Genomic DNA, 21,327 nt, shown 5'->3' on the forward strand with positions numbered 1-21,327 from the left:
TATATTAGCTTCCGTGGAAGCAAATATACGATGGGGGGCGCTGACTGCGGTCGCTCCGGTGGCCTGGGGTACCAACTACTTCGTCACGCACGAGTTCCTGCCCGCCGGCCGCCCGCTGTACGGCGCCGCTTGGCGGGCGCTGCCCGCCGGGCTCGTCCTGCTGGCCCTGTGCAGGCAGCGGCCGCGCGGTGAGTGGTGGTGGAGATCCGCCGTGCTGGGCCTGCTCAACGTGAGTGTCTTCTTCACCCTCGTCTACGTCGCTTCCCAGACGCTGCCGACGAGCCTGGCCTCGACCGTCATGGCGGTGTCCCCGCTGACGATGATGCTCGTGGCCTGGCTCCTGATATCCGAACGACCCCGGAGAACCCACCTGGCCGGTGCCGGGATCGGGCTCGCCGGAGTGTGTTCCATGCTGCTCACCGGCTCGGAAGACGTGAGCGTACGGGGCATCCTCGCCTCGGCCGCAGCCATGCTCGCGTCGTCCTTTGGTCACATCCTGACCAAGAGGTGGACCGCCGACGTCGACGTGCTCGCCTCGACCGCTTGGCAGCTCACCGCCGGCGGACTGCTGCTGCTCCCCGCGGCGGCAGCCACGGAGGGGTCTCCCCCCGCACTGTCCGCACCGGCGCTCCTCGCGTTCGCCTACGTCGCGCTCATCGCCACCGCGCTGGCCTTCACGGCCTGGTTCGCCGGACTGCGGCACCTGCCCGCGGGGACCGTGGGCCTGCTCGGCCTGCTCAACCCCGTCACAGGTGTACTGCTGGGCACGGTGATCGCTTCCGAGGCACTAACCGTTCAGCAACTGGGCGGACTGGCACTGGTTCTGGCCGGAGTCGTTCTCGGCAGGCCCACCGGCGGGCCCGGTCGCGGAAAGCGACGCGACAGCGGCCGAGGGCCCGCCGTACCTGTCGCGGACAACCGATCCATGCGAGAGCCGTCTGTCCCGCATCCGCCCCCATGAGTGCGCCCGCCCTGCCCGACGGCCGAGGTTCACCGCTAACGGCGGTGCGGGCGGCCACGGTGTGCCGGTGGAGGCGCCGGCTGCGGATGCGGCGGGGTCGGGTGGGAGCCGATGGTCATGATCACGGGGCGCGACCGGCGGCGCCCTATGTGCGAGACCCTGACCCGCACCGATGCCCTCCGAGAGATCCGGGGAGCCCCGGCGTCCACCGCGGTCCACTGGGGGCCCAGAAACTGCCGGTCCCTCGGCACCGGCGGCGACCCGGCCATGCTGGCTCGGGCTCGGGGGCTCCCCGAGTAGGACTGGACTGGTCGGCTTGGGCAGCGGATCCGGGCAGGAGTGTGCAGGAGGGCCTGCACGGTTCACAGCTCATCCGGGAAAGTCGCATGAAAGGGGTAACGGGCACCAGCGAGTTCGGGGAGTCAGGCGAAGAGGGCCGTCTGGGCACGGAGGGTGTCGAAGTACTCGCGTACGTCCGCGATCTTGCCGTCGCGGATGGTGAAGATCGCCAGGCAGTGCTGGTCGTAGACAGCGCCCGTAGTGGCCATGCCGTGGTCGGTCCATTCCGCGAGGACCTTCTCACCCTCGGCGATCAGGCCGGTGAACTCCATCTCCAGCGACTCGGGGACAAGTCGCGCCACCATCTGCGGAATGAACTCGCCGATGATCTCGTCCGGCCCTCTCCAGGTCCGCGATACCGGAAGGTCACCGGCCAAGGTCCAGGTTGTCTCCGGGGTGAAGAAGCCGCGCAGTCCGTCGAAGTCGCCGGTTGTGAGCGCCTCCATGTAGTTGCGTACAACTGCCTTGCTTGCCGCGGTCACTTGCTGCTTGTTCATGCTTTGGACACTACGAGCTGTCCATGTGGGAGGGGAAAGACTTGTTCGGTCCAGGCTCAGACCAAGAGGGCATAAGCGCAGTTCGGGCCTTGACCCCGGATGTTGCACAGGCGACCCCTCGCCGCATCACGGCCACCGTGCTCACATGAGCGAGATCATCCAGGCCCTCGCCGGACTGCTCTCCCACCAGCAAGCCGCCACGATGGCCAGAGGTACGCGAACGTGAACAGACCGGCCTTCTTGCGGGCCGGCGGAAGGCGCACGGACGCGCCCACCGGCTGAACCCGATCGTCCAGGAGACTTCGCAGCACGTCGTTGCCCGCCGCCGTATGCGGGCACTTCGGGGCAGCTTCATCTTCGGCGGGTGGGGCCGAACCAGTCCAGGCACAGAACCGTGGCGTCGTCCCGCACGTCACCCCCGCAGGCTTCGGTGACCGCGGCGACCATGGCGCGGACGGCTTCACGGGGATGATCCTTGGCAGTGTCGCGCAGGAAGCCGGACAGGTCGACGGCTTTCGCTTGGCGTTCCTGCATGCCGTCGGTGTAGAGGAGGATGCGGTCGCCGGGGCGCAGGTCGAGGTCCTGTACCTGATAGGTACCGTGCGCGGAGACGCCGAAGGGGAGATTGATATGCAGGCGGATCTCCTCGACTGTGCCGTCACGCAGACGCAGCGGCCAGAGGTGGCCGGCGTTGACGAGCTGGGCACTGGTGCCGTCCAGGGCGATGCGCAGGAGCTGGCCGGTGGCGAAGGTGCGGCGGCCGTGGTCGAGGAGCGCCTGGTGCGTCTGACGGGCCTGTTCGGCCAGGCCCAGGCCCGCGCGGCGGGCGCCGCGGGAGGCGTTGACGGCCAGGGTGGCCATGAGGGAAGCGTCGACGTCGTGGCCCATCGCGTCAGTGATCGACAGGTGCAGAGTGTCCTCATCGAGACTGTAGTCGTAGGTGTCCCCGGCGATGTCGGAGGCGGGAACCAGGGCGCCGGCGAGAGTGAACTCGGGTGCCTCGCACGAGGGCGCCGAGGGCAGGAGCTGGCGCTGGATCTCCGCGGCCAGGGTGACCGAGGCGGTGCGGTTGCCCCAGTGATAGAGATCGGTGAAGCGTCGATCGGTGACGATGACATACGCCAGCGCGTGCGCCACGTCTGCGACCTGCTCCAGCACGTCCTCGGTGGCGTCGGCGAGATAGAGCTCCAGCACACCGATGGCGTCTCCGCGGTTGGTGACCGGAGCGAGCACCCGCTGTCCCTGTCCGCCCTCCAGCGCCACAACCGGCTTCTGGGTACGCAGGACATCGTCGTAGATGCTGCCGGTCAGTATCACCTGGCCGGCGCCGTGCTCCCGTGAGGCCGCCTTCTCCTCATGGACTCGCAGCAGTCGCCGGCCCACGATGTCGACGAACAAGAACGACACGTGCCGCGCCCCGAACCGCTCACGCAGAATGTGCGCCACAACATCGAGTGAGCGCACCGGCGCGGCCGCCTCGGCCGCAGCGAGCACCTCTGCCAGTCCGACCCGATCACGCTCCACAACAGCCTCCCTAGCTTCTGGACCTTCCTTCCTTCCCCCTGTTGGCCCAGGCATGACCGCATCTCTCAGGAGATGTGTGGGAGCGGGTGGCCCCGCTGCTGCCGCCCGGTCCCCAACGGCGCCGTCGGCATCCCGGGCGACTTCGCGTTCCGGACCGGTCGACTCTCGCCGGCATCTTGTACGTCCTTCGGACCAGCGTCGCCTGGCGCGACGTCCCGGCCGAGACCGTGGGCTGCTCCGGCGTCACGGCCTGGCGCCGCCTCCGGGGCGGGACCCGAGGCCGGCGTCCGACCACGCCCGCACGCCGCCCTGCCGGCCGAGCTGCGCCGCGGAAACCTGCCGCTACGAGAAACGCGCCTACATCTACCTCGGTACCGTCACCCTCGCAGCCCCTGATGATCTGTGGGATCGTGTCGGCCGATTGCTCCCCCTCGTCCGCCGCGGCGCCGGCGGTATCCAGGCCGGCTGCCGACGGACGACCGTGCGGCTCTACGCGGGATCGTCTTACGTCCTGCGCACGGGCGTGACCTGGGCGGACGTACCGACCGAGACGATCGGCTGCAGCGGGGTGACCTGTTGGCGGCGCCTGCAGGAATGGACCGAGGCAGGCGTCTGCGGGTCTGGATCGAGGCAGGCGTCTGGCCCCGTCTGCACGAGATCCTCCTCGCGGAACTCCCGAACTCATTCTGAAATGATCAGTAACTTGCCGGGAAACAAGTCGTGGCTTCCAGCTGTGGGGCTCGTTGTTCCGGTATGGGGAGACGGGAGGGGATCGAGGCCGTTCTGGCGCCGAAGTTCCAGGTGTTGTTGCCGCATCTGGCCGAAGTTCCAGGTGTTGTTGTCGCATCTGAACGAGCGTCAGCGTTGGCTGGCCATAGGGGCGGAAGCGCTGTCGCTGGGGCATGGCGGGATCAGGACCGTCGCTGCTGCGGCCGGGGTCCGGGAGGCCACGGTCTCGCGCGGGGCTGCTGAACTGGTGTCCGGTCAGGCATCGTTGGGGTGGGTGCGTCACCCCGGCGGAGGGCGAAAGAAGGCGGCCGAGCTGGAGAATGTCCCGTTCTTCCTCGATCTCACGGATCCTCCTGCGGGCGGCTGCCATCTCCGCCTGAACGTCGTCACTGCTGGCCTGCGAGGCGGCCGGCGGCTCGGAGCGGGCGCCAGGTCGGCGGCCGTCTGCGGCCCGGATGCAGTTCCAGCCTGACCCCAACACCCCATGCGCGTCCGGAGATCCGAGAAACAGTGCCCTCGTGGCTGTCGTCGGCTGCGATGGTCCTCACCTTTCTCGCCACCACCCAGCTCCCCCTGCAGCAGGCCATTATCCTCGGCGCCGTCCTCTCTCTGCTGCTGTACTGTGCCCAGGCCGCCCGGCAGGCCCGGCTCGTCGCCCTTCGTCTGGACGAGGACGGCGTCTGGCGCACGGCCGAGCCGCCGAAGCGGCTGCCGGCCGGAGAGGTCACCGTGCTCGACTACGCGGGCGTCTCCTTCTTCGCCGAACTTCCCCACGTCGAGGCTCAGCTGCCCGACCCGGCGGGCGCATGCGACCCCGTCCTCGCGACCGCTCCGTCGATCCGTTCGCGGATCAAGTCGGCGTGCCCGTAGTGACGGGCGTACTCCTCGATCATGTGGGCCTGTTCCGCGCGGCCCCCGCCGAACCGGAGTTGACGGGTTCCCGGCCATCCGGCTCTCCAGTGCAGCTGCTGCTGGACGTGCCGCTGACGTTGACCTCCTGGCAGCGGTCTACCGGCGGACCGCCGAGATCAGTCCGCCGGGTCGCTCCTCACGCTGCGGAGGAATACTGATCGGGCGGCCGTAGGCGGCAGCGCGTTCCCGCAAGGTGTGACTGTCGGCCTCCCAGCCGTGCCCGGCCAGCCAGCCAACCGGGTCGTCAGGCATCTCCGAGACCCACAGGGACGCCGCCGATCCCGGCTCCGCACTCGCGCCGAAGCGCTCAACCACGCCGCGCGCGCCCAACGTCAGCCCCATCCAACTGCCTGCCACAGACAGCGCACCGATCCGGGCCAGCAGGAGTTCTACCGCTTCCTCGGGCAGATAGATCAGCAGCCCCTCGGCGATCCACACGGTCGGCGCGGCCGGGTCGTGCCCTGCGGCTGCCAACGCGGCCGGCCAGCCCTCACGCAGATCCACCGCGACCGTGATCCGCTCGCAGCGTGCGACGGCCCGCTCCTGGCGCAGCACCGACGTCTTGAACTCCAATGGCGCGGCGATATCCACCTCGAACAGCCGGGTGCCCTTGGGCCAGTCCATGCGGAAGGCCCGGCTGTCCATGCCGGCGCCGAGCAGCACGACCTGCCGCACCCCGCACGCGGAAGCCTGCTGCAACAGGTCGTCGAGAAACTTCGTTCTGATGACGATGGAGAACGACACGGCCAGCCTGCGGCGGCGCGCGGCCTCGTCATCGGGCAGCGGCGGCAAGGAGGGCCACAGGCCGCCGGCGGCAGCGAAGGCCTGTGCCAGCGGGTCGCGGAACAGTGCGTCCTCCCGCTCGGTCTCCAACGCCCGCACCCGGGCCACCCCCACAGCCGTGGCCCACACTCCCGACGGCTGCACCCGCTCCCGTTCACTAGTCACCCCGCCAGCCTAGCTAGACGATCGACTCCAAGATGGAGTGATGAGTGCAGCCAGGTTCATGCGCGTCGTCCACTTCCAGCAGACTGCTCACCCCATGACGCGGCCGAGATGGGCATATCGAGGGCCACCGCCCACAAGTGGGCCCGTCGCTGGCGCACGGAAGGCGACTGCGGTCTTCAAGTCCGTTCCAGCCGACCGGCCACGACACCGCGCCGCACCCCGCCCGGCACCGAGGCGAAGGTCTGTGACCTGCGGCGGGCCCGCAAAATCGGCCCCGCCCGGATCGGCCCGGTCCTCGGCCTGCCGGCATCGACCGTCCACCGCATCCTGGCCCGTCACGGGCTGAACCGGCTGTCGTGGATGGACCGGCCGACCGGCGCCGTGATCCGCCGCCACGAACGCGAGCGTCCGGGCGAGCTCGTCCACGTCGCCGTCAGGAAACCGGGCCGAATCCCTGACGGCGGCGGCCACCGGGTCCTGGGCCGCGACGCGGGCCGGCCCATCCGCGGCAGGGGCTCCGACTACGTCCGCTCCGCAGTCGACGACCACGCCCGCCTCGCCTACAGCGAGATCCACACGGACGAAAAGGTCGCGACCTGCGCAGTCTTCCTCACCCGCGCGGCCGCCTTCTCCCACGACCACGGCATCACCCGCATCGCACGCGTCATGACCGACAACGCCTGGGCCTGCCGCAAGGGCCTGGCCTGGAAAACCGCCCCCGCTGACCTCGGGGCGACCGGCAATCCGACCCGCCCGTACCGCCCTCATAACCTTCACGACGGACCCTTCGGCCACTGGCCCGCGAGCGCCCCGCACCTCGCCGCCCGTCGCGCACCTGCCGGTCAGGAGCCCACCTGAGCCGACGTGAGCGCTGGAGCGAGGTCACGCCATGCCCGGCGGGTGAAGACGGCTGGGTCGTCAGCGACCACCTGGACGGCGATGTGGCCGGCGCCGGCCAGGCGGTGCTTGATGAGCCGTACAGCTATCTGATCCGGGTTCCCCCAGACGAACAGCGCGTCGATCAGCCTGTTACTGCCGCCACTGGTCAGGTCCTGAGCGGTGAAGCCCGCGCGCAACCAGGCCGCCCGGTAGTTGGCCAGGTTCAGGTAAGGAGCAAGCATGGTCCTGGCCTTGGCGCGGGCGCTGCCGGTGTCGTGGTCCAGGAGGACCGTCTGCTCCAGGGCCAGCAGGGGTCCCTCACCCAATGTCGTCCTGGCCCAGGCGGTATGTTCCGGATCGACTAGATAGGGATGCACACCTATGGATCTGGCGGCCGCCAGGCGGGTCATCTGCGGGCCGTGCGCGCCGATGATGCGTGCGGTTGGCGGTAGCGCAGGAACCGCCGCGTCCAGTGCGTCCAGGTAGGAGCGCAGCGCGTGGTAGGGCTGCTTATATCGGTCGACGAAAGCAGCGTGGCTGACGCCCAGTCCCACCAGCAGCCGGGCTCGTTGCCGTTGAGGCAGTGCGTGATAGGCGGCGGCGAGCTGGTCAGCGGTTTTGTCCCAGATGGACACGCACCCGGTCGCGACGGTGACCCGGTTGGTCGCAGCCAGGACCTCGGCTGCCGTGACCAGGTCTCCGCGCGGGTTGCCCCCGGGGCTGCCGCCGAGCCAGATGGTCCCGTAGCCAAGCTCTTCGAGCTCGGCCGCAGCCTCCCGCGCTTCGCCGCGATCCCCGTGTGTGAACGCCAGACTCCAGACACCCGTTGCACCAAGATTCACAGAAAATCCTCCCGGAAGAAGAACTTCCGTTGTAAGGCCGCAGGCAGCACCCGCATCCCCCAAGCCCCCGCGCCGCCTGAAAGCCGACCACCAATGTCCGGATCACCGGCCTTGACGAGAGCGCAACGGCATCAGCCTGCCGGGCACAGCGCCCCGGCGCCCCTCTTCAAGGGCAGCTCGGGCCTCCGTTTCGATGAGTGCGGGATCATCTGGCTCGTGACCTCTATGACTCCATCCGAGCCCAGCGCTACTGAGAGCGATCGGATCAAGGTGTGGTACCGGTTTGTGCCGCGCGAAGGCTGGCTCCCCCACGACACTGAAGGGCTCTGGGCCACTCGCCTGAGCGGAGATACCGCCAGGGTGGAGAACGTCCCCTTCCTGCAGGACGGGGTGGCTGAGGGCGAGGTCGTACGGTTCGTAACAGACGCCGACGGACTTCACTGGGCGAAGGAACGGGTGGAGGCATCAGGTAACTGCACGGTTCGGGTCTTGCCCGTTCCCTCCGGCCCACTGGGGAGCAGCGCTCGGGCTGTGCGCGAGCGGCTGTCGCCGTTCGGCTTGGGTGGTGAAGTGTTCAGCAAGGACTTCCCGTTGGTCGCCGTCACGGTGCCGGCCGATGCAGACCTCGGTGGGATCAAGGCGTTGCTCATCCGCGGCCAGATGGATGGGTGGTGGCACTTCGAAGCCGGTTGTGTCACCGATGCATGGCGCAACGCATAGTGCGGTCGGCGCGGCCGCGCTCGCGGCCCGAGCTGTAGATGCTGCCCAGGCCCATGGACCACGCAGGTTTGCACGATCGTCTTCGGCCATACGGTCTCGACGGCATCGGACAGGCCCTTGAGCCCGTCGCGGACGAGCACGAGGACGTTGTTCACGCCGCGGTTCTGTAATCCCGGTGAGGATGTGCATCCAGTGCTTGGCGCCCTCGCCGCCGCCGACCACAGCCCGAGGATGTCCCGCCGGCCCGCACCTCTTGCCTTCGACGGCCGACTCTCCGCAGCCCGACAGCAGCTCGCAACAACCCGAGTCACACCGCTTGTTTGACAGACCCTGTACCGGACGGGCTGTGGGAGATCGCGGAGCCGCTGACCGGCGGTCGAGGCTGCGGCCACAGGGCGGCGGACGCAGGACACGCCTGGCGCCCTTGAGGAGCGCCTGCTGTTCGGCTTCGTCGGCGGTCAGGCCTCAGGCCGGCTTCGCGGCGGCCCAGTCGACAGGTAGGTGCAGGTGGCGGAGTCGGCGGCCGGCATCCATGTGGCCGGGTCCTTGCCGGCCTGCGTACGGGCTCGGTGAACCCCTGGCAATGGATGCGTCGGCACCATCGACGTCCTCGACATGGCCCTGGGCATCGACCGCGAGGGCTGGCGCCCACTCGTGCGACGTGATGAGTCGGGCCGAAGCGACCCGGAGCCAGGGTAGGTTCGCACTACACAGTATGTTGAAATAGCTTTGGCCAGAGTGTTGTTGTGTGGACCGAACGTGCCATCGCGCGAAGGAGATCGTGTGTTCCCCAACGGATCATTCGAACAGGGAAAGCCGCACCCGGCGCGGGTCTACGACAGCCTCCTCGGTGGCAAGGACAACTACCCCGTGGACCAAGCCGTCGCGGAAGGCATTGCCCAGCGCTGGCCGGAGATCCAGCGCAGTGCGCAGCAGAACCGGGCATGGATGGCGCGCGCTGTACGGCACATGGTGAAAGAGGGCGGTGTCACACAGTTCCTGGACATCGGCACCGGCATCCCCACCCGGCCCAACCTGCACGAGATCGCCCAAGGCATGGTGCCCTCGGCTCGGATCGTCTACGTGGACAACGACCCCGTGGTGCTCCGGCACGCCGAGGCTCTGCTCACCCCGATATCGCCAGAGGGCCGCTCGACCTACCTGCAAGCCGACCTGCGTGACCCGCGCGCGGTACTGGAATCGCCTGAGGTGACCGAGACACTCGACATGACACGTCCGGTGGGCCTTGTCCTGGCCGCGATCCTGCACTTCCTCGACGAAGACGAGGACCCGGCGGGCGTCCTGCGGGTTCTCGTGGACGCTCTTCCGGCAGGCTCGTACGTCGCATTGTCCCATGCATGCGGTGACGCAGATCCCGTCAGGGCAGCGGAGGCATCGGCCTTCTACCGGCAGAACAAAGTCTCCAAGCCCGTGGTGCTGCGCACACAAAAGCAGATCGAGGAATTCTTCACGGGACTGGAACTGCTGGAACCGGGCGTAGTGACCGTCGACCGCTGGCGCCCGGACGCAGCGGTGTCCGAGGGGCCTGACGACATGGGGTTCCGTGGCGGCCTGGGCCTCAAGCACGGAACTGCCTGAGGGAGCCGCCCGATGCGTTGCTGGCGCAGCAAGTGACGCCGACGTCGTTAGCGGGCTTCTGTATGGGCCGCACAGGGCAGGACACAGGCTGCGATCCAAAGCTCTCGGCCGTGACAACTGCACGTGCCGGGAAGGCCTCCGCCCTTCGACGCGTGGACGACGAGCGGCGGCGGTGATCTTCGTACGCACGCTGGTGCGAGCCCTCACCCCGCAGATGGCGCAGCAGCTCCCCAACGGCCACGCTACCCGCCGGGGCGTTATCGACAGGCCCGTCCGGACCTCCGCGGCTCGCCGCAGCGTGCTACAACCGAGGGTTGGATACGGAGCGTACGACTGGACTGGCTGGCCGCTGAGGTCGTGAGCGAGCTGACGCCCGAGGCAAGCACGGCGGTGCGACATCAACTCGCCGAGACGGTGGGTCGCCCGGGGGTGCGCGCCCTGGAGCCGGAGACGGTCGGCAGGGGACGACCAGTTGGCGCGGATCAAGACCGTGAGCGGCCTCGCCCTGGCCGACGACGTCCGTTGCGTGGAGGGGGCCCGGCAGATCGGTCCAGTCGACCGGTCGGAGGGGCCGGACACTGGCTCCTGGACGCGGCGACGCGCTACGAGCAGCGGGCCGGCCACTGAGCGGGCTCCCGCCTCCCCGGGTGTCGCTGTCGCCGCGCGGGATCAGTCGAGCCGGGTGCTCGTGCCCGGGGGCAGCCGGTGATAGCGGGCGGGGACCCTCGGGGCCGCGCTCCCCGAGTAAGCCTCGACGGCAGCACTGCCCCCAGTCGCCTCGGGCGGTGCCGGCGCATTATCGGCAGTCGTCTGGTGCGGGGGCAGCAGTTGCCGTAGGGTGCCGGACGATCTATGGGAGCGCTCCCATAGCCCTTCCGACCTCACCCCGATTGGAGAACTTCGCATGCGCTATCCCCTCCTCTCCGTCCGGCGGCTGCACCGGCTGCTCGTCGCCGTCGCCCTGACCGGCATCACGGTGGTGGCCGCCACCGGCGGCGCTCCGGCACACGACCGCCACGGCGGCCGGCCGATTGGCGGCTGTGCCCCCGACCCGGCGTTACTGTTCTGCGAGGACTTCGAGGAGCTGCCGCAGGGCGCGAGCACCAGCCTGCGCTGGGGCGTGGACACCCGCAACGGCGCACTGTCCGTCGAACGCGAGCGGGGCCGCGGACACGGCGGGAAGCGCGGCGCGGACCAAGTACTCCGGGTGCGCACCGAGGGCAACGGGTACGCGTTCCTGGAGGTCGACGAGTTCTCCGCCCCGGACAACAGCTTCTTCGGCCGGATGCGGGTAGAGGTCGACGACTTCCCCACCGCTCCGGACTGGGCCCACTTCACCCTGGTGGAAGCCACCGGCCGGGGCGACGGCAGCGTGGTCCGACCGATCGGCGGCCAGTACGTACCAACCATCGGCAGCGGGGTGCAGCTGTGGGGCATCGGCTCCGACGGCGGCCCCACGGGCGACTGGACCGACTGGCGCGAGTCCGCCCCGGCCGAACCGGGGAAGTGGACGTGCCTGGAATGGCAGGTGGACGCCTCGGACAACCGGGTGGCTGTATGGATCGACGGTGAGCCCCAGCCCGACATGACCGTCACCACCACTCGGCACGGAGGCAATCCGGTGGACTTCGTCCTGCCCGTCTTCGACACCGTCCGCATCGGCTGGCAGCTCTACCAAGGCAATCCCACCCCGGACTCCTACGACCTGCGCCTGGACGACCTGGCGCTGTCCACGGAACGCGTCGGATGCAGCCGCTGAGCGGCACCACGAGCCGGCGCCCGCTCAGGGCGCCGGCCGGTTGGCACTGACGGCGAGCAGGACAATGACGGCCAGTACCACGGCAGCCGCCACCGCTATCGCCCACCCCCCGGGGGCAGCGCGTTCAGCCCGGGCCCGGTGCAGGGCCGCCACAGAGCGGGAGACGTCGGTCTGGTAGCGGCGCTCGATGCGGGCCTGCCCGATCGGGGCCATCTGGTCGTCGGCCGTCGCCTCCACCTCGGGGAACGCCCGGAGCTGAGCGCCCACACCACCCCGGTCTGCCGCTCCACCGCCTCCGCGATCGAGGGGACGGCGCGGCTCGCGGGCACAACGGCCTAGACGCGTACGCCGCCGTGCAGCACCGCGTCCCGCGCCGTGCGGGCGGCCTTCGCCGCGGCGTCATGGTCGAGGCGTTCGTTCATGACGACCGTGCCGTAACTGCCGTCGTCCACCCAACTGCACGCCACACGTGCACCTGGAGCCTCCATGTCGTCCGCGAACGAGACACAGCGGAGCCTGCCCCCGCCCGGACCGGCATCCGGCTGCCAGATCTCGTTGATGGTCGAGTCCGACTCCGACAGCCCCAGCTCATATCCCTTCAGGAACGCGTCGGGGGTGCCCCGGAAGTCACCCGTCGCACCCAAGATGAGGGCGTCCGGGCCGCTCCTGTTGCCCAGGACCGACAGGTCGCCGTAGAGGTAGGCGAACGCGCCCTCGACGTCCAGGGTCTCCGTCCACAGCGACGCGAGATCTGAGCCGACCCCGTCCACCACCGGCACGGCGGAGGCCAGCGGCTCACCCCGGAACTCCTGCGGGGGCGTGACCGTGTAGCGCGGGTAGTCCTTGGGCTCGGCCGGCACGGACTTGAGCGCCATCGGCGAGACCAGCGCGAACACCGCGAGGGTGAGCGCCGCGCCCAGCACCGCGAAGTCTCGCAGGCCCGGCGGGGGCGGCGAGGACAGCGGGCTCGCCGGTTCCGGTGCGGCCGCCGGGAGCGGCAGAACGCGGTCCATGGCACGGATGCGGGCGCCGCTCTCCAGCACGGTGAGCAGCCGGTACGGAACGAGGGCCAGCACGGCGCCGGCACCCGCCCACACCGACCAGCGCGCCGACGCGTCGAGGACGAGCGTCAGGGCGCCTACCGCCAGGACGGCGAGGACGCTCAGATATGGCGCCCTGATCAGCCACAGGAGCAGCGGGCGGCCGGGCCGGGTGAAGGCGGCGAGCGTCTCGGCGCGAATCGCCACGCGCAGGCTGTACGGGTGCTGCCCCGCCTCCTCATCGGCGAGGCGGGCCGCCTCGGCCAGGCCGGGGGCGGCGGCCAGGGCCTGGCGGACGTCGTGGCGCTGGGTGTGGGAGAGGGAGAGCTGGGGCGCCGGACTCTGCGCAGTCCAGAGCGGAACCGGGTCGCGGAGCCGCTGGGCCTCCTGCGAGCCGGGGGCCAGTTCTTCGACCCGCGCCATGAGCTGCGCGGCGCGGGCGGCGCGGCCGGGGCGTTCCAGTCCGTCAGCGGCCCGGCAGAGCTCGGCGTACGCGGCGAGCAGGACCAGGTTGTCGGGGAAGGCGTCGAGGCCCCGGCGGTAGACGCGCTCGGCCTCGTCGTCGTGGTCGTCCTCGTCCTCGGCGACATGTGCCCGGCCCAGCACTGCGTACAGCTCCGGGTCGGGGCCGTACTCCTCCAGTGCGGTGGTGGCCCGCTCGCGTGCCTCGCCGCAGCGCTTCGCCGCGAGCGCCTCCCGTACGGCTTGCAGCGCGGCGGCGGCCTCCGGTGACCGCTGCTCCGCCTCCGGCCCTGCCGACTGTGCCATGTCGGGCGTGTTCGTGTGCCCGGTGTCCTGCATGGAGATCCCCACCCTGTGAAGCGACCGGCGACGGCCGGACGCGTCACTATCGCGGGTGACCGGGGCGCGGGTCAACGCCAATTGGGTGAGGATTACGCAGGTCAGCGGGGCAACACGGCGAGGAGGACCTTGCCCTGGCCGGGGGTGGCTCCTGAGGGTGCCCCTCCGGGCCAGGCGCTGGACCAGGGGCCGGCCGAGCCCTCGGCCGCGCCCGTCAGATCCGGGACGCGCTGCGGCGGGCGGTCGGCACTCGGGTCGGCGACCCGTACGTAAGCTGGGCGTGACCGTGTACTGGCAGCGCTACACCTGGTCGCGCTCCTGGACGCCGGGAACACGCTGGAGGACGCGCAGCCGGGGGGACGACATCGGCCGCTGGTCGGTTCGGCGGGCACGGAACTGGGCGCAGCTCAGCGCGAAAGAGCGGCGACGGCTGGAGGGGCTGGGAGTTGCGGCCTCCGGCGGCTGTGAAGGCCCGTCCGGGCGCAGCGCGGGAAAGCGGCGAAGGCTCTGTGGGGCCGGAAGGGCTCCGAAGGCTTCCAGCAAGGCGTAGAAGCGCTCCGGCAATACGTCGCTCGGGAGGGAAAGACCACGGTCGGACGGCAGCACGTCGAAGAGCTGCCCGACGGGATGTCCGTCCGACTCGGCGTGTTCCTCAGCAACCACCAAACCCGGCACGGCCGACTGACCGGTGATCAACTCACCGCCCTCGCCGACCCAGAACTCGACTGGGCGGCGGTCTGAACGGGAGGACTGGCTGCTTTGTGGGCGGTGTCAGACCCTCCCGGCTCCTCAGTGAGGCAGGAAGAGCGGGTCCGCGCCTTGGATACGGCGTGCGAGGAGCTCGCGGTCGTGGAACGTGTTACGGAGCACGTCTCCCAGCTGCTTGAGCGCGGTGGGGTCAGTGCTGGTGACGACGAGGGTGCCGGACTCGGACCCGAAGTCCAGGTGGTCGGCAAGTTCGGGCATGAGCGAGTGGACGAGCCACTGGGCCAGGTCCTCCCAGCCGTGCCCGTTGCCTTCGGCATTGTGCTCCTCGAAGACGTCCTCGACGTGTTCCATGTCACCGTCGAAAAGCATCAGGAAACTCGCTGCCGAGTTCGGCACCTCCGTCGGCACCGCGCACGCCTACGTGGCAGTCGTCGTCGACATGCTGGTCGACCACGCGCCCGGCCTGCTGCGCACTCTGCGCGAGACCGACCCTGACCGCGGCCCGGCGCACGTTCTGCTCGATGGCAATCTGGCGGTGCGACCGGCTCGGCGACAGCCGGGCCGACTACTCCCACAAGCACCACCGGTACGGGGTGAACGTGCAGGTGGTGACCCACCCGGTTGGGCGGCTGCTGTGGATCGCGCCTGCACTGCCCGGCCGCATGCACGATCTGACCGCGGCCCGCACTCACCGGATCATCCGGATCTGCGAGCGTCAGGGCGTTCCAGTCCTGGCCGACCGCGCCTGCATGGGAGCCGAACCGCGGGCGTCAGCCGCCTCCGCCTCCGCCGCTGGTGTTGTCCGGACCGAGGTCGTACTCCCGGCTCTTGTTCGCGCCGGATCCCCAACGCTCGTAGCAGATGAGCCCCGCGCCGATGAGCAGGACGATCCCCGTAGCTATCAGCGATATCCATGCGCCAGCATCCATAGTGCGGATGTACCCACCGATGCCAGCGCGAAGCCTCACCCGAGCCGCCATCGATCCGGAACGGCTCAGTGGGCGCTGTCAACTTGGCTGACGTGTCAGGTGCCTGAGACGATTCTCCCCACATCGTGCGAACGGACCGCGGCAACGAGGCGGCAGGACCCTGGCCCGCCGACTGGTGGTCCCGCCGCCCCGCTCGGGCGGTCAGGAGGGCGCTACCTCGACAGGTCTTTACCGGAAAAGACCGGCGCGGACGAGCTCACCGAGGTCGTCGCCTGGGCGTTGGAGCACCTCACGAGCAGTTCGACGTGGAGAGGCTGGCGGCGCGGGCGTACATGAGCCGCCGTGTCCCCCCGGCGTCACTCGATCGTGGCCGCGTTGAAAAGGCTCATTGTCTGGACCACCACTGCCTGGAACTCTTGGTATGCGAGCCTGGCGCGTTCCCCTGCTCCACAGCCCTCGAACAGGCCCGTTCGGCAGGCAGGTTCACTCCGGTCCCTGATGCCCGGTGGGACCAGGCCCGCAAGACGCATCGTGAGCGGGACGGCGCCCGGGCTTTGATCGAAGTCCCCCTGCTGGGGCGTCACCTGCCCCATGAGCATGTCGTCACAGGCCTGGCCGCGGCCCTGCGGGCCGGAGCCATGACCACGGACGCGGTCGCTCTGGAAGCCCGCAAAGCCGCCCAGGCCGAACGAACCTGCACCTGCGGCAGGCCCGCTGATTCCCGGGAACTCGCCAGCGGCGGTGACGGCGCTGTGCCCCCGAAGCTGCCGCGAAGTGCCAAGTAGCTCGCATGAGCAGTATCTGATGCCCACACCTCGGACGGGGTCTGGCTAATCGACCACGCAGGGAGGCGCTGTCGCTGAGATCCGCTCATGACGTCACGATGGGCAGATGCCGCGTAGACCGCCGCGCAAGCTTCGGGTAGTAGCTCCTGGCCCCCCGAGCGATGGTGCCATCACCAGCACGTTGTTCGTCGGTCGCTGCTCCGGGGCGCCGGTTTGTGAGGGTGTGCACACATACCTCTTTGTCGATGGACTCGACATGATCGCGCGAAGCCACAGCGGTGCGGTCGGCCTGCATCCCCGACAACTCCTCCTCCCTGGCGGGCCGCTCTATCCGACCGATGCAGTTCGAGACGTCAGCGTGGCGTCTGCGGTGCCCTCCGCACCCGAGGCGGGCGGGGTCGTCGTCCGTGTGCGCCTCCAGGGCGAGACCGTCGTGTGGACCGATCTGATGTACCCGGACCTCCGGGGCAGGCTCGTGGACGAAGTCCGGTTCGATCTTGGGCAGTACCTCGGCGAGATCGCGAGGGCCTACCAGGAGTGGGTGGCCGCTGGCGGCGAGGCCAGCTCTCACATCGGCGGTTGGACCAGTTGAGCCGTTGCAGCGCGCGGACTGTCGATGACGATCTCCTCGACCTGTTGCGCACCCGTACGTGCGTCGAGCCGGCCAGCCAGGCAGCTCCGACACGATCAACCCACGAGCCTGCATCCCCACCACGAACGGCCCAACGAGACAGCGAGGCCATCGTCACCCCTGACCATGCACGAGCTCGTAAGGCATAGCGAAGCGGCTGGTGGATTCGGCCTGCCGTAATGGCAGCGATAAGCCCGGACCCCTGCCTGCGCCTCCCCCGCCCGGTCCACCCGAACCACTGCCACACCGAGCAGCCGACACCGGAGGAGCGGAAGACGGCCCGAACCGCCGCCCTGGCCGGCATGTGCCACCCATCGCCTCGCGGCCACCGGTGGCTCCACGAACACGGGCGAGGCCCTGCGCCATCCCACTCATCGAGGGCCTGAAGGGCGCCGCCACCGCCCCATGTCCGAGAGGGGCGCCACCGCGCGCGAGCGGGCGCCCTGCGGGTCCGACCGGCAGGCAGCCGAGGGCGAGCAGGAATTGGGCGTGAATCCGGCCAACTCCGGCCATCTGTACGCGTGCTGTGAACCCATTCGAGCGCTTCTCCCTCTATGGGGGAAACAGTTGCCTGCGATGCACGCATCGGAGGCAACTGCCCACCGGCCCTTGCGGGGGCCGCCTGATTCTCCAGGGGGAGAGTTGCGCAAACACGTGAGAAGAGCGTGTGTTTCCACGGTCGCCACAGCAGCGGCCGTGGCGCTCGCGGCCGGGTTGACCACCCCGGCCATGGCGCACGACACCCGCCCGTCGCAGCCCGCCGGCGGTTCGTCCGGCGCAAGCAATCAGCTGACGCTCATCACCGGCGACCGCGTCACGGTGGACGCCAAGGGCCGGGTCACCGGCTTTCGTCCCGCGGCGGGGCGCGAGCATATACCGGTGCAGCGGCAGACGCTGGACGGGCACACCCTGCTTGTCCCGGCCGACGCACACCGGCTGATCAGCTCCGGAAAGCTGGACCGCCGACTGTTCGATGTCACGGAGCTGAGCCGGGCGGAGAACCACCGGGCCCAGAAGCCGGGCCTGAAGCTGATCGTCTCCTACCGGGGCACCGCGGCCACGACCGCGCAGGCCCAGCTGCGCGACGCGGGCGCCACCCGCGTCGGACCCGTGCTGAAGTCGCTGAACGCCCAGGCGGTGACCACTCCGCAGGAGGACGCCCGCTCCGTCTGGCGGGCGCTCACCAGCAAGCCGTCCGGTGGCGCCCAGCGGACCACGGCAGCCGGGATCGACCGGGTGTGGCTGGACGGAGTACGCCGGGCGAGCCTCGACAAGAGCGTCCCGCAGATCGGCGCCCCGACGGCCTGGAAAGCGGGCTACACCGGCAAGGGCGTCAAGATCGCCGTCCTGGACACCGGCGCGGACGCCACTCATCCGGACCTCAAGGGCCAGATCCTCGCGGCGAAGAACTTCTCCGCCTCGCCCGACACGAAGGACCGTTTCGGCCACGGCACCCATGTCTCCTCCATCGCGGCGGGCACGGGCGCGAAGTCGGGCGGGAAGTTCAAGGGCGTGGCGCCGGACGCCAGGCTCCTTGAGGGCAAGGTGCTCGACGATGACGGCTTCGGTGACGACTCCGGCATCCTGGCCGGCATGGAGTGGGCGGTCGCGCAGGGCGCCGATGTCATCAACCTGAGCCTCGGAGGGACCGACACTCCGGGGATCGATCCGCTGGAGGCGGCGGTCGACAAACTCTCGGCCGACAGCGGCGTGCTCTTCGCCATCGCAGCGGGCAACGAGGGCGACGCGGCGGGCACGGTCGGCTCCCCGGGCAGCGCGGACGCCGCGCTGACCGTCGGTGCGGTCGACGACAAGGACCTGCTGGCGGACTTCTCCAGCAGGGGCCCCCGGGTGGGCGACGGCGCGATCAAGCCTGACGTCACCGCCCCGGGCGTGGACATCACGGCGGCCGCCTCACCCGGCTCCGTCATCGACCAGGAGGTCGGTCAGAACCCGGCGGGTTATCTGACGATCTCTGGTACATCGATGGCGACCCCGCACGTCGCGGGCGCCGCGGCGCTCCTCAAGCAGCAGCACCCCACTTGGAGGTACACCGAGCTCAAGGGGGCCCTCGCGGCCTCAACGAAGCCGGGGAAGTACACCCCCTTCGAGCAGGGTTCGGGCCGGATCGCCGTCGACCGGGCGATCACCCAGTCCGTGGTCGCCGACCCGGTTTCGGTGAGCTTCGGCGTCCAGCAGTGGCCGCACACCGATGACGTGCCGGTCACCAAGAAGGTGTCGTACCGCAACCTCGGCACGAGCGACGTCACCTTGGGGCTCACCGTCCAGGGGTCCGGCCCGACGGGCAAGCCCGCCCCGGCCGGCTTCTTCTCCCTCGGCGCCACCAGCGTGACCGTTCCGGCGGGCGGCACCGCCCAGGTGCCGCTGACCGTGAACACGAAGCTCGGCGGCACGGCCGACGGCGGCTACTCCGCCTACGTCGTCGCGACCGGCGGCGGGCAGACCGTCCGCACCGCGGCCGCTGTCGACCGCGAGCGCGAATCGTACGACCTCACGCTCAAGACCATCGGGCGCGACGGCAAGCCGGCCCCCTACACCACGAGCGACGTCTACGGTATGAGCGGCGCCGCGAACGGCGTGTGGGAATCCGCCGAAGCCGTCGGCGGAACAGCGAAGCTCCGCGTCCCCAAGGGCGGGTACGTGCTGAACTCGGCCGTGTACATCAACCCGGACGACCTGAGCAAGGGCGTCGACTGGCTCGCTCAGCCCTATCTGAACCTCACCGGGAACACCACGGTGACGTTCGACGCGCGTCTGGCCAAGCCGGTGGACTTCACCCTTCCCGCCACCGGCACGAAGCCCGTGATGGCCTCGCCCGACCTTCAGGTCGACTCCGAGGACAACGGCTACGGGTACGGCTGGGTGCTCGACTCGTACAAGCAGCTGCGCACCGCGCACATCGGTCCGAAGGTGACCGGCGTCCAGCTTGCCCAGCACTGGTACGGCACGTGGACCAAGGGTACGGCGACCCGTTACGACATCGCGCTCGGCGGCCCCGTGACCCGGGTGGCGACCGGCTACCACCGGGCGTTCGGAAGCGGACAGCTGGCCAAGGTCGCCATCCGCTCCGGTTCGTCCGTCAAGGGCAAGACCGGCGACGTCTACGCCTGGGGCCAACTGCCCGACTCGTTCGGAGGCTGGTCGGCCGCAACGACCCAGAATCTTCCGGCGACCACCACCTCGTACGTCTCCACCGTCGACAAAGTGCAGTGGGGATTCGACTTCTCCCAGAACGGGGCGCTCGACGCGGACGGCTACCCGCAGGTTGACGCCTCGTACTCCCTCGGCGCCCCGCGGACGCTCAAAGCCGGCAAGACGTACACCAAGACCGTGAACACCGCCGTGTTCGGGCCCTATGTCAACGCCGACTTCGGGGTGTTCCGTGAAGGCGACGGGATTATCGGGTCCATGCCGCTGGCCGCCGACGGCAACCGGAACGCCGGGGGCTCCCTGTACAGCTCGGCGAAGACGGTGCTCTACCGCAACGGCAAAGCGTTCGCCAGGAACGACGACCCGCTGTCGGGCGAAACCGCTGTCCCCGTGCCGGCCGCAGCGGCCGACTACCGGCTGACCACGTCGGTACGGCGCGCCACGGATGTCGCCTCGGTCTCCACCCGGATCGACGCGAGCTGGACCTTCCGCTCCGGCCGCACCAAGGAGCTCACCGCCCTGCCGGTCTCCATGGTCCGCTTCACTCCTGCCGTGGCACTGGACAGTACGGCCAAGGCCGGCAAGTCCGTGTCCGTGCCGGTGACGGTGCAGGGAGCGGCCGCCGGGAAGAACCTCAAGTCGCTCACGGTGTACGTCAGTTACGACGCGGGGAAGACCTGGAAGAAGACCGCGGTCGCGAAGGGCAAGATCTCGGTCAAGAACCCGGCGAAGAAGAAGTCGCTCTCGTTCAAGGCCAAGGTCACGGACAAGAAGGGCAACACATCCTCGGTGGCGATCTACAACGCCTACTTCGGCAAGTAGCCGAGCAGCCCGCGCAGCCGGCTCCATGGCCGCGCGGGCCCGCATGACGGCGGCCCGCCGGGACGGTTCTCCCACCGCCCCGGCGGGCCGTTCGCCGCGTTCCACGCACCACGGGAATGGCGGCGATCGGAGGGTCCGACGGGCGATGTCGTACGCGCCGGGCAGGGCCTTGAACACGTGCTCGAAAGGAACCGGAGCCGCGCCGGAAGTTGGCCACTCCCAGGGCTGCTACCCGGCAGGAGCAGCAGCCGCGGCCGTGAAGTCGGACTTCTCAGTCCATGTACGTCCGGCTTTGCAGGGGCCTTGTAACAGTGGCTCCGGTGGCTTTGGAATGTGTTCCGCATGTTGGGGTGCGGAGTGCCCGGGACCTGCCCGGGCAGAAGTTGATCTGACGCGGTCGGCCGTTCCAAGGCCGTCCCTTGACGTGAGGAGCGTTGTATGAAGGCGTGGCGCAAGCGAATGACCTACGGTCTCGCCGTCGCCGCCGCTGCGGTCGCGATTCCGTTGACGGCCGGCTCTGCTTCCGCCGCCAGCTGGTACGACATCGCCGGAGGCCCGGAGATGTATCCCAACATGGCCGCGTGCCAGGCGGACATTCCCATGGCGAAGCAGCACTACCTGGACGCCACTTGTGTCGACAACAATGGGCGTATCTCCCTCTGGGTGCTGTACTGAGCTGTTTCCTCCGGCGTGGCGGCGTCTCCATGCTTGCCCTGAGCCCGCCGCGCCCT

At 69.6% G+C, this 21,327-nt stretch carries 16 protein-coding genes and 8 pseudogenes; 14 read left to right on the forward strand and 10 right to left on the reverse strand.

The annotated features are described in order from the left end of the window. The first annotated feature begins 25 nt into the window (after window positions 1-25). Window positions 26-961 (forward strand): EamA family transporter, encoded by a 936-nt coding sequence (locus ABZ565_RS03910; RefSeq protein WP_361020627.1) that lies wholly within the window; start codon window positions 26-28, stop codon window positions 959-961. 422 nt (window positions 962-1,383) lie between these two features. Here the strand turns inward: ABZ565_RS03910 and ABZ565_RS03915 are convergent, their stop codons facing one another. Together ABZ565_RS03915 and ABZ565_RS03920 are read right to left on the reverse strand one after the other, a co-directional pair. After that, window positions 1,384-1,797: a nuclear transport factor 2 family protein gene (locus ABZ565_RS03915; RefSeq protein ID WP_361020163.1), complete on the reverse strand. Its 414-nt coding sequence runs from the start codon at window positions 1,795-1,797 to the stop codon at window positions 1,384-1,386. A gap of 351 nt (window positions 1,798-2,148) precedes the next feature. Next, window positions 2,149-3,321 carry a PP2C family protein-serine/threonine phosphatase gene (locus ABZ565_RS03920; protein ID WP_361020165.1) on the reverse strand — a complete coding sequence of 391 codons (1,173 nt, stop codon included), beginning with the start codon at window positions 3,319-3,321 and terminating at the stop codon, window positions 2,149-2,151. Window positions 3,322-3,383: 62 nt separating this feature from the next. Between ABZ565_RS03920 and ABZ565_RS03925 the strand changes: the two are divergent. The 3 pseudogenes from ABZ565_RS03925 to ABZ565_RS03935 all read left to right on the forward strand — a co-directional run. Then, window positions 3,384-3,651: pseudogene (locus ABZ565_RS03925) on the forward strand (transposase); the annotation flags it as partial. Between the two features lie 91 nt (window positions 3,652-3,742). Then, window positions 3,743-3,877: pseudogene (locus ABZ565_RS03930) on the forward strand (hypothetical protein); the annotation flags it as partial. 258 nt (window positions 3,878-4,135) lie between these two features. Beyond that, window positions 4,136-4,357, forward strand: a pseudogene (locus ABZ565_RS03935) (ISAzo13 family transposase); the annotation flags it as partial. Window positions 4,358-4,832: 475 nt separating this feature from the next. Here the strand turns inward: ABZ565_RS03935 and ABZ565_RS03940 are convergent. Both ABZ565_RS03940 and ABZ565_RS03945 read right to left on the reverse strand, forming a co-directional pair. After that, window positions 4,833-4,946 (reverse strand): annotated as a pseudogene (locus ABZ565_RS03940) (DUF664 domain-containing protein); the annotation flags it as partial. A 112-nt stretch (window positions 4,947-5,058) separates the two neighbouring features. After that, window positions 5,059-5,910 (reverse strand): class I SAM-dependent methyltransferase, encoded by an 852-nt coding sequence (locus tag ABZ565_RS03945; RefSeq protein WP_361020167.1) that lies wholly within the window; start codon window positions 5,908-5,910, stop codon window positions 5,059-5,061. Between the two features lie 93 nt (window positions 5,911-6,003). On the opposite strand from ABZ565_RS03945, the pseudogene ABZ565_RS03950 reads away from it, so the two are divergent. Then, window positions 6,004-6,588: pseudogene (locus ABZ565_RS03950) on the forward strand (leucine zipper domain-containing protein); the annotation flags it as partial. A 164-nt stretch (window positions 6,589-6,752) separates the two neighbouring features. Here the strand turns inward: ABZ565_RS03950 and ABZ565_RS03955 are convergent. Next, complete coding sequence (locus tag ABZ565_RS03955) at window positions 6,753-7,631, reverse strand: TIGR03620 family F420-dependent LLM class oxidoreductase (protein ID WP_361020169.1); 879 nt, start codon at window positions 7,629-7,631, stop codon at window positions 6,753-6,755. A gap of 225 nt (window positions 7,632-7,856) precedes the next feature. Between ABZ565_RS03955 and ABZ565_RS03960 the strand changes: the two genes are divergently transcribed. After that, a complete protein-coding gene (locus tag ABZ565_RS03960; RefSeq protein ID WP_361020629.1) occupies window positions 7,857-8,351 on the forward strand; it encodes a DUF4265 domain-containing protein in 495 nt (164 codons plus the stop codon). A gap of 44 nt (window positions 8,352-8,395) precedes the next feature. On the opposite strand, the pseudogene ABZ565_RS03965 reads toward ABZ565_RS03960, so the two are convergent. After that, window positions 8,396-8,764, reverse strand: a pseudogene (locus ABZ565_RS03965) (transposase); the annotation flags it as partial. A 370-nt stretch (window positions 8,765-9,134) separates the two neighbouring features. Here ABZ565_RS03965 and ABZ565_RS03970 point away from each other — a divergent pair. Both ABZ565_RS03970 and ABZ565_RS03975 read left to right on the forward strand, forming a co-directional pair. Beyond that, entirely contained in the window at window positions 9,135-9,950 is an 816-nt protein-coding gene (locus ABZ565_RS03970; RefSeq protein WP_361020171.1) for an SAM-dependent methyltransferase, read from the forward strand. 904 nt (window positions 9,951-10,854) lie between these two features. After that, window positions 10,855-11,709, forward strand: coding sequence for a hypothetical protein (locus ABZ565_RS03975; RefSeq protein WP_361020173.1), 855 nt, complete (start codon window positions 10,855-10,857; stop codon window positions 11,707-11,709). A gap of 24 nt (window positions 11,710-11,733) precedes the next feature. Here ABZ565_RS03975 and ABZ565_RS03980 read toward each other — a convergent pair whose 3' ends face one another. Then, window positions 11,734-11,976, reverse strand: a complete 243-nt coding sequence (locus ABZ565_RS03980) for a hypothetical protein (RefSeq protein WP_361020175.1) — start codon at window positions 11,974-11,976, stop codon at window positions 11,734-11,736. 68 nt (window positions 11,977-12,044) lie between these two features. After that, window positions 12,045-13,517 carry a hypothetical protein gene (locus tag ABZ565_RS03985; RefSeq protein WP_361020177.1) on the reverse strand — a complete coding sequence of 491 codons (1,473 nt, stop codon included), beginning with the start codon at window positions 13,515-13,517 and terminating at the stop codon, window positions 12,045-12,047. 660 nt (window positions 13,518-14,177) lie between these two features. Here ABZ565_RS03985 and ABZ565_RS03990 point away from each other — a divergent pair. Then, a complete protein-coding gene (locus tag ABZ565_RS03990) occupies window positions 14,178-14,291 on the forward strand; it encodes a helicase (RefSeq protein WP_361020179.1) in 114 nt (37 codons plus the stop codon). A 48-nt stretch (window positions 14,292-14,339) separates the two neighbouring features. Here ABZ565_RS03990 and ABZ565_RS03995 read toward each other — a convergent pair whose 3' ends face one another. Next, window positions 14,340-14,627, reverse strand: a complete 288-nt coding sequence (locus ABZ565_RS03995) for an Imm51 family immunity protein (RefSeq protein WP_361020181.1) — start codon at window positions 14,625-14,627, stop codon at window positions 14,340-14,342. Here ABZ565_RS03995 and ABZ565_RS04000 point away from each other — a divergent pair. After that, window positions 14,623-14,998: pseudogene (locus ABZ565_RS04000) on the forward strand (transposase family protein); the annotation flags it as partial. The gene ABZ565_RS03995 and the pseudogene ABZ565_RS04000 sit on opposite strands and share 5 nt — an antisense overlap. A gap of 30 nt (window positions 14,999-15,028) precedes the next feature. On the opposite strand, the gene ABZ565_RS04005 reads toward ABZ565_RS04000, so the two are convergent. Beyond that, window positions 15,029-15,187 (reverse strand): hypothetical protein, encoded by a 159-nt coding sequence (locus ABZ565_RS04005; protein ID WP_361020649.1) that lies wholly within the window; start codon window positions 15,185-15,187, stop codon window positions 15,029-15,031. Between the two features lie 119 nt (window positions 15,188-15,306). On the opposite strand from ABZ565_RS04005, the pseudogene ABZ565_RS04010 reads away from it, so the two are divergent. The 4 genes and pseudogenes from ABZ565_RS04010 to ABZ565_RS04025 all read left to right on the forward strand — a co-directional run. Then, a pseudogene (locus tag ABZ565_RS04010) lies at window positions 15,307-15,531 on the forward strand (AraC family transcriptional regulator); the annotation flags it as partial. 811 nt (window positions 15,532-16,342) lie between these two features. Continuing rightward, on the forward strand, window positions 16,343-16,564 hold the full coding sequence (locus ABZ565_RS04015) for a hypothetical protein (protein ID WP_361020183.1): 222 nt from the start codon (window positions 16,343-16,345) through the stop codon (window positions 16,562-16,564). A 768-nt stretch (window positions 16,565-17,332) separates the two neighbouring features. Then, window positions 17,333-20,596: a S8 family serine peptidase gene (locus ABZ565_RS04020; RefSeq protein WP_361020185.1), complete on the forward strand. Its 3,264-nt coding sequence runs from the start codon at window positions 17,333-17,335 to the stop codon at window positions 20,594-20,596. A 438-nt stretch (window positions 20,597-21,034) separates the two neighbouring features. Beyond that, the gene (locus tag ABZ565_RS04025) at window positions 21,035-21,271 is read left to right on the forward strand and encodes a hypothetical protein (RefSeq protein WP_361020187.1); all 237 of its coding nucleotides are present in this window, start codon (window positions 21,035-21,037) and stop codon (window positions 21,269-21,271) included. Window positions 21,272-21,327: the final 56 nt, after the last annotated feature.

The sequence above is a fragment of the Streptomyces sp. NPDC016469 genome, from assembly GCF_040632905.1.
Taxonomy (GTDB): Bacteria; Actinomycetota; Actinomycetes; order Streptomycetales; family Streptomycetaceae; genus Streptomyces.

Excerpts from the sequence above, each read along its gene's own strand:
- ABZ565_RS03915 (WP_361020163.1), bottom strand. The coding sequence starts at position 1,797 with ATGAACAAGCAGCAAGTGACCGCGGCAAGCAAGGCAGTTGTACGCAAC.
- ABZ565_RS03960 (WP_361020629.1), top strand. The coding sequence starts at position 7,857 with ATGACTCCATCCGAGCCCAGCGCTACTGAGAGCGATCGGATCAAGGTG.
- ABZ565_RS03975 (WP_361020173.1), top strand. The coding sequence starts at position 10,855 with ATGCGCTATCCCCTCCTCTCCGTCCGGCGGCTGCACCGGCTGCTCGTC.
- ABZ565_RS03985 (WP_361020177.1), bottom strand. The coding sequence starts at position 13,517 with ATGGCACAGTCGGCAGGGCCGGAGGCGGAGCAGCGGTCACCGGAGGCC.
- ABZ565_RS03990 (WP_361020179.1), top strand. The coding sequence starts at position 14,178 with ATGTCCGTCCGACTCGGCGTGTTCCTCAGCAACCACCAAACCCGGCAC.
- ABZ565_RS03995 (WP_361020181.1), bottom strand. The coding sequence starts at position 14,627 with ATGCTTTTCGACGGTGACATGGAACACGTCGAGGACGTCTTCGAGGAG.
- ABZ565_RS04005 (WP_361020649.1), bottom strand. The coding sequence starts at position 15,187 with ATGGATGCTGGCGCATGGATATCGCTGATAGCTACGGGGATCGTCCTG.
- ABZ565_RS04020 (WP_361020185.1), top strand. The coding sequence starts at position 17,333 with ATGGCGCACGACACCCGCCCGTCGCAGCCCGCCGGCGGTTCGTCCGGC.
- ABZ565_RS04025 (WP_361020187.1), top strand. The coding sequence starts at position 21,035 with ATGAAGGCGTGGCGCAAGCGAATGACCTACGGTCTCGCCGTCGCCGCC.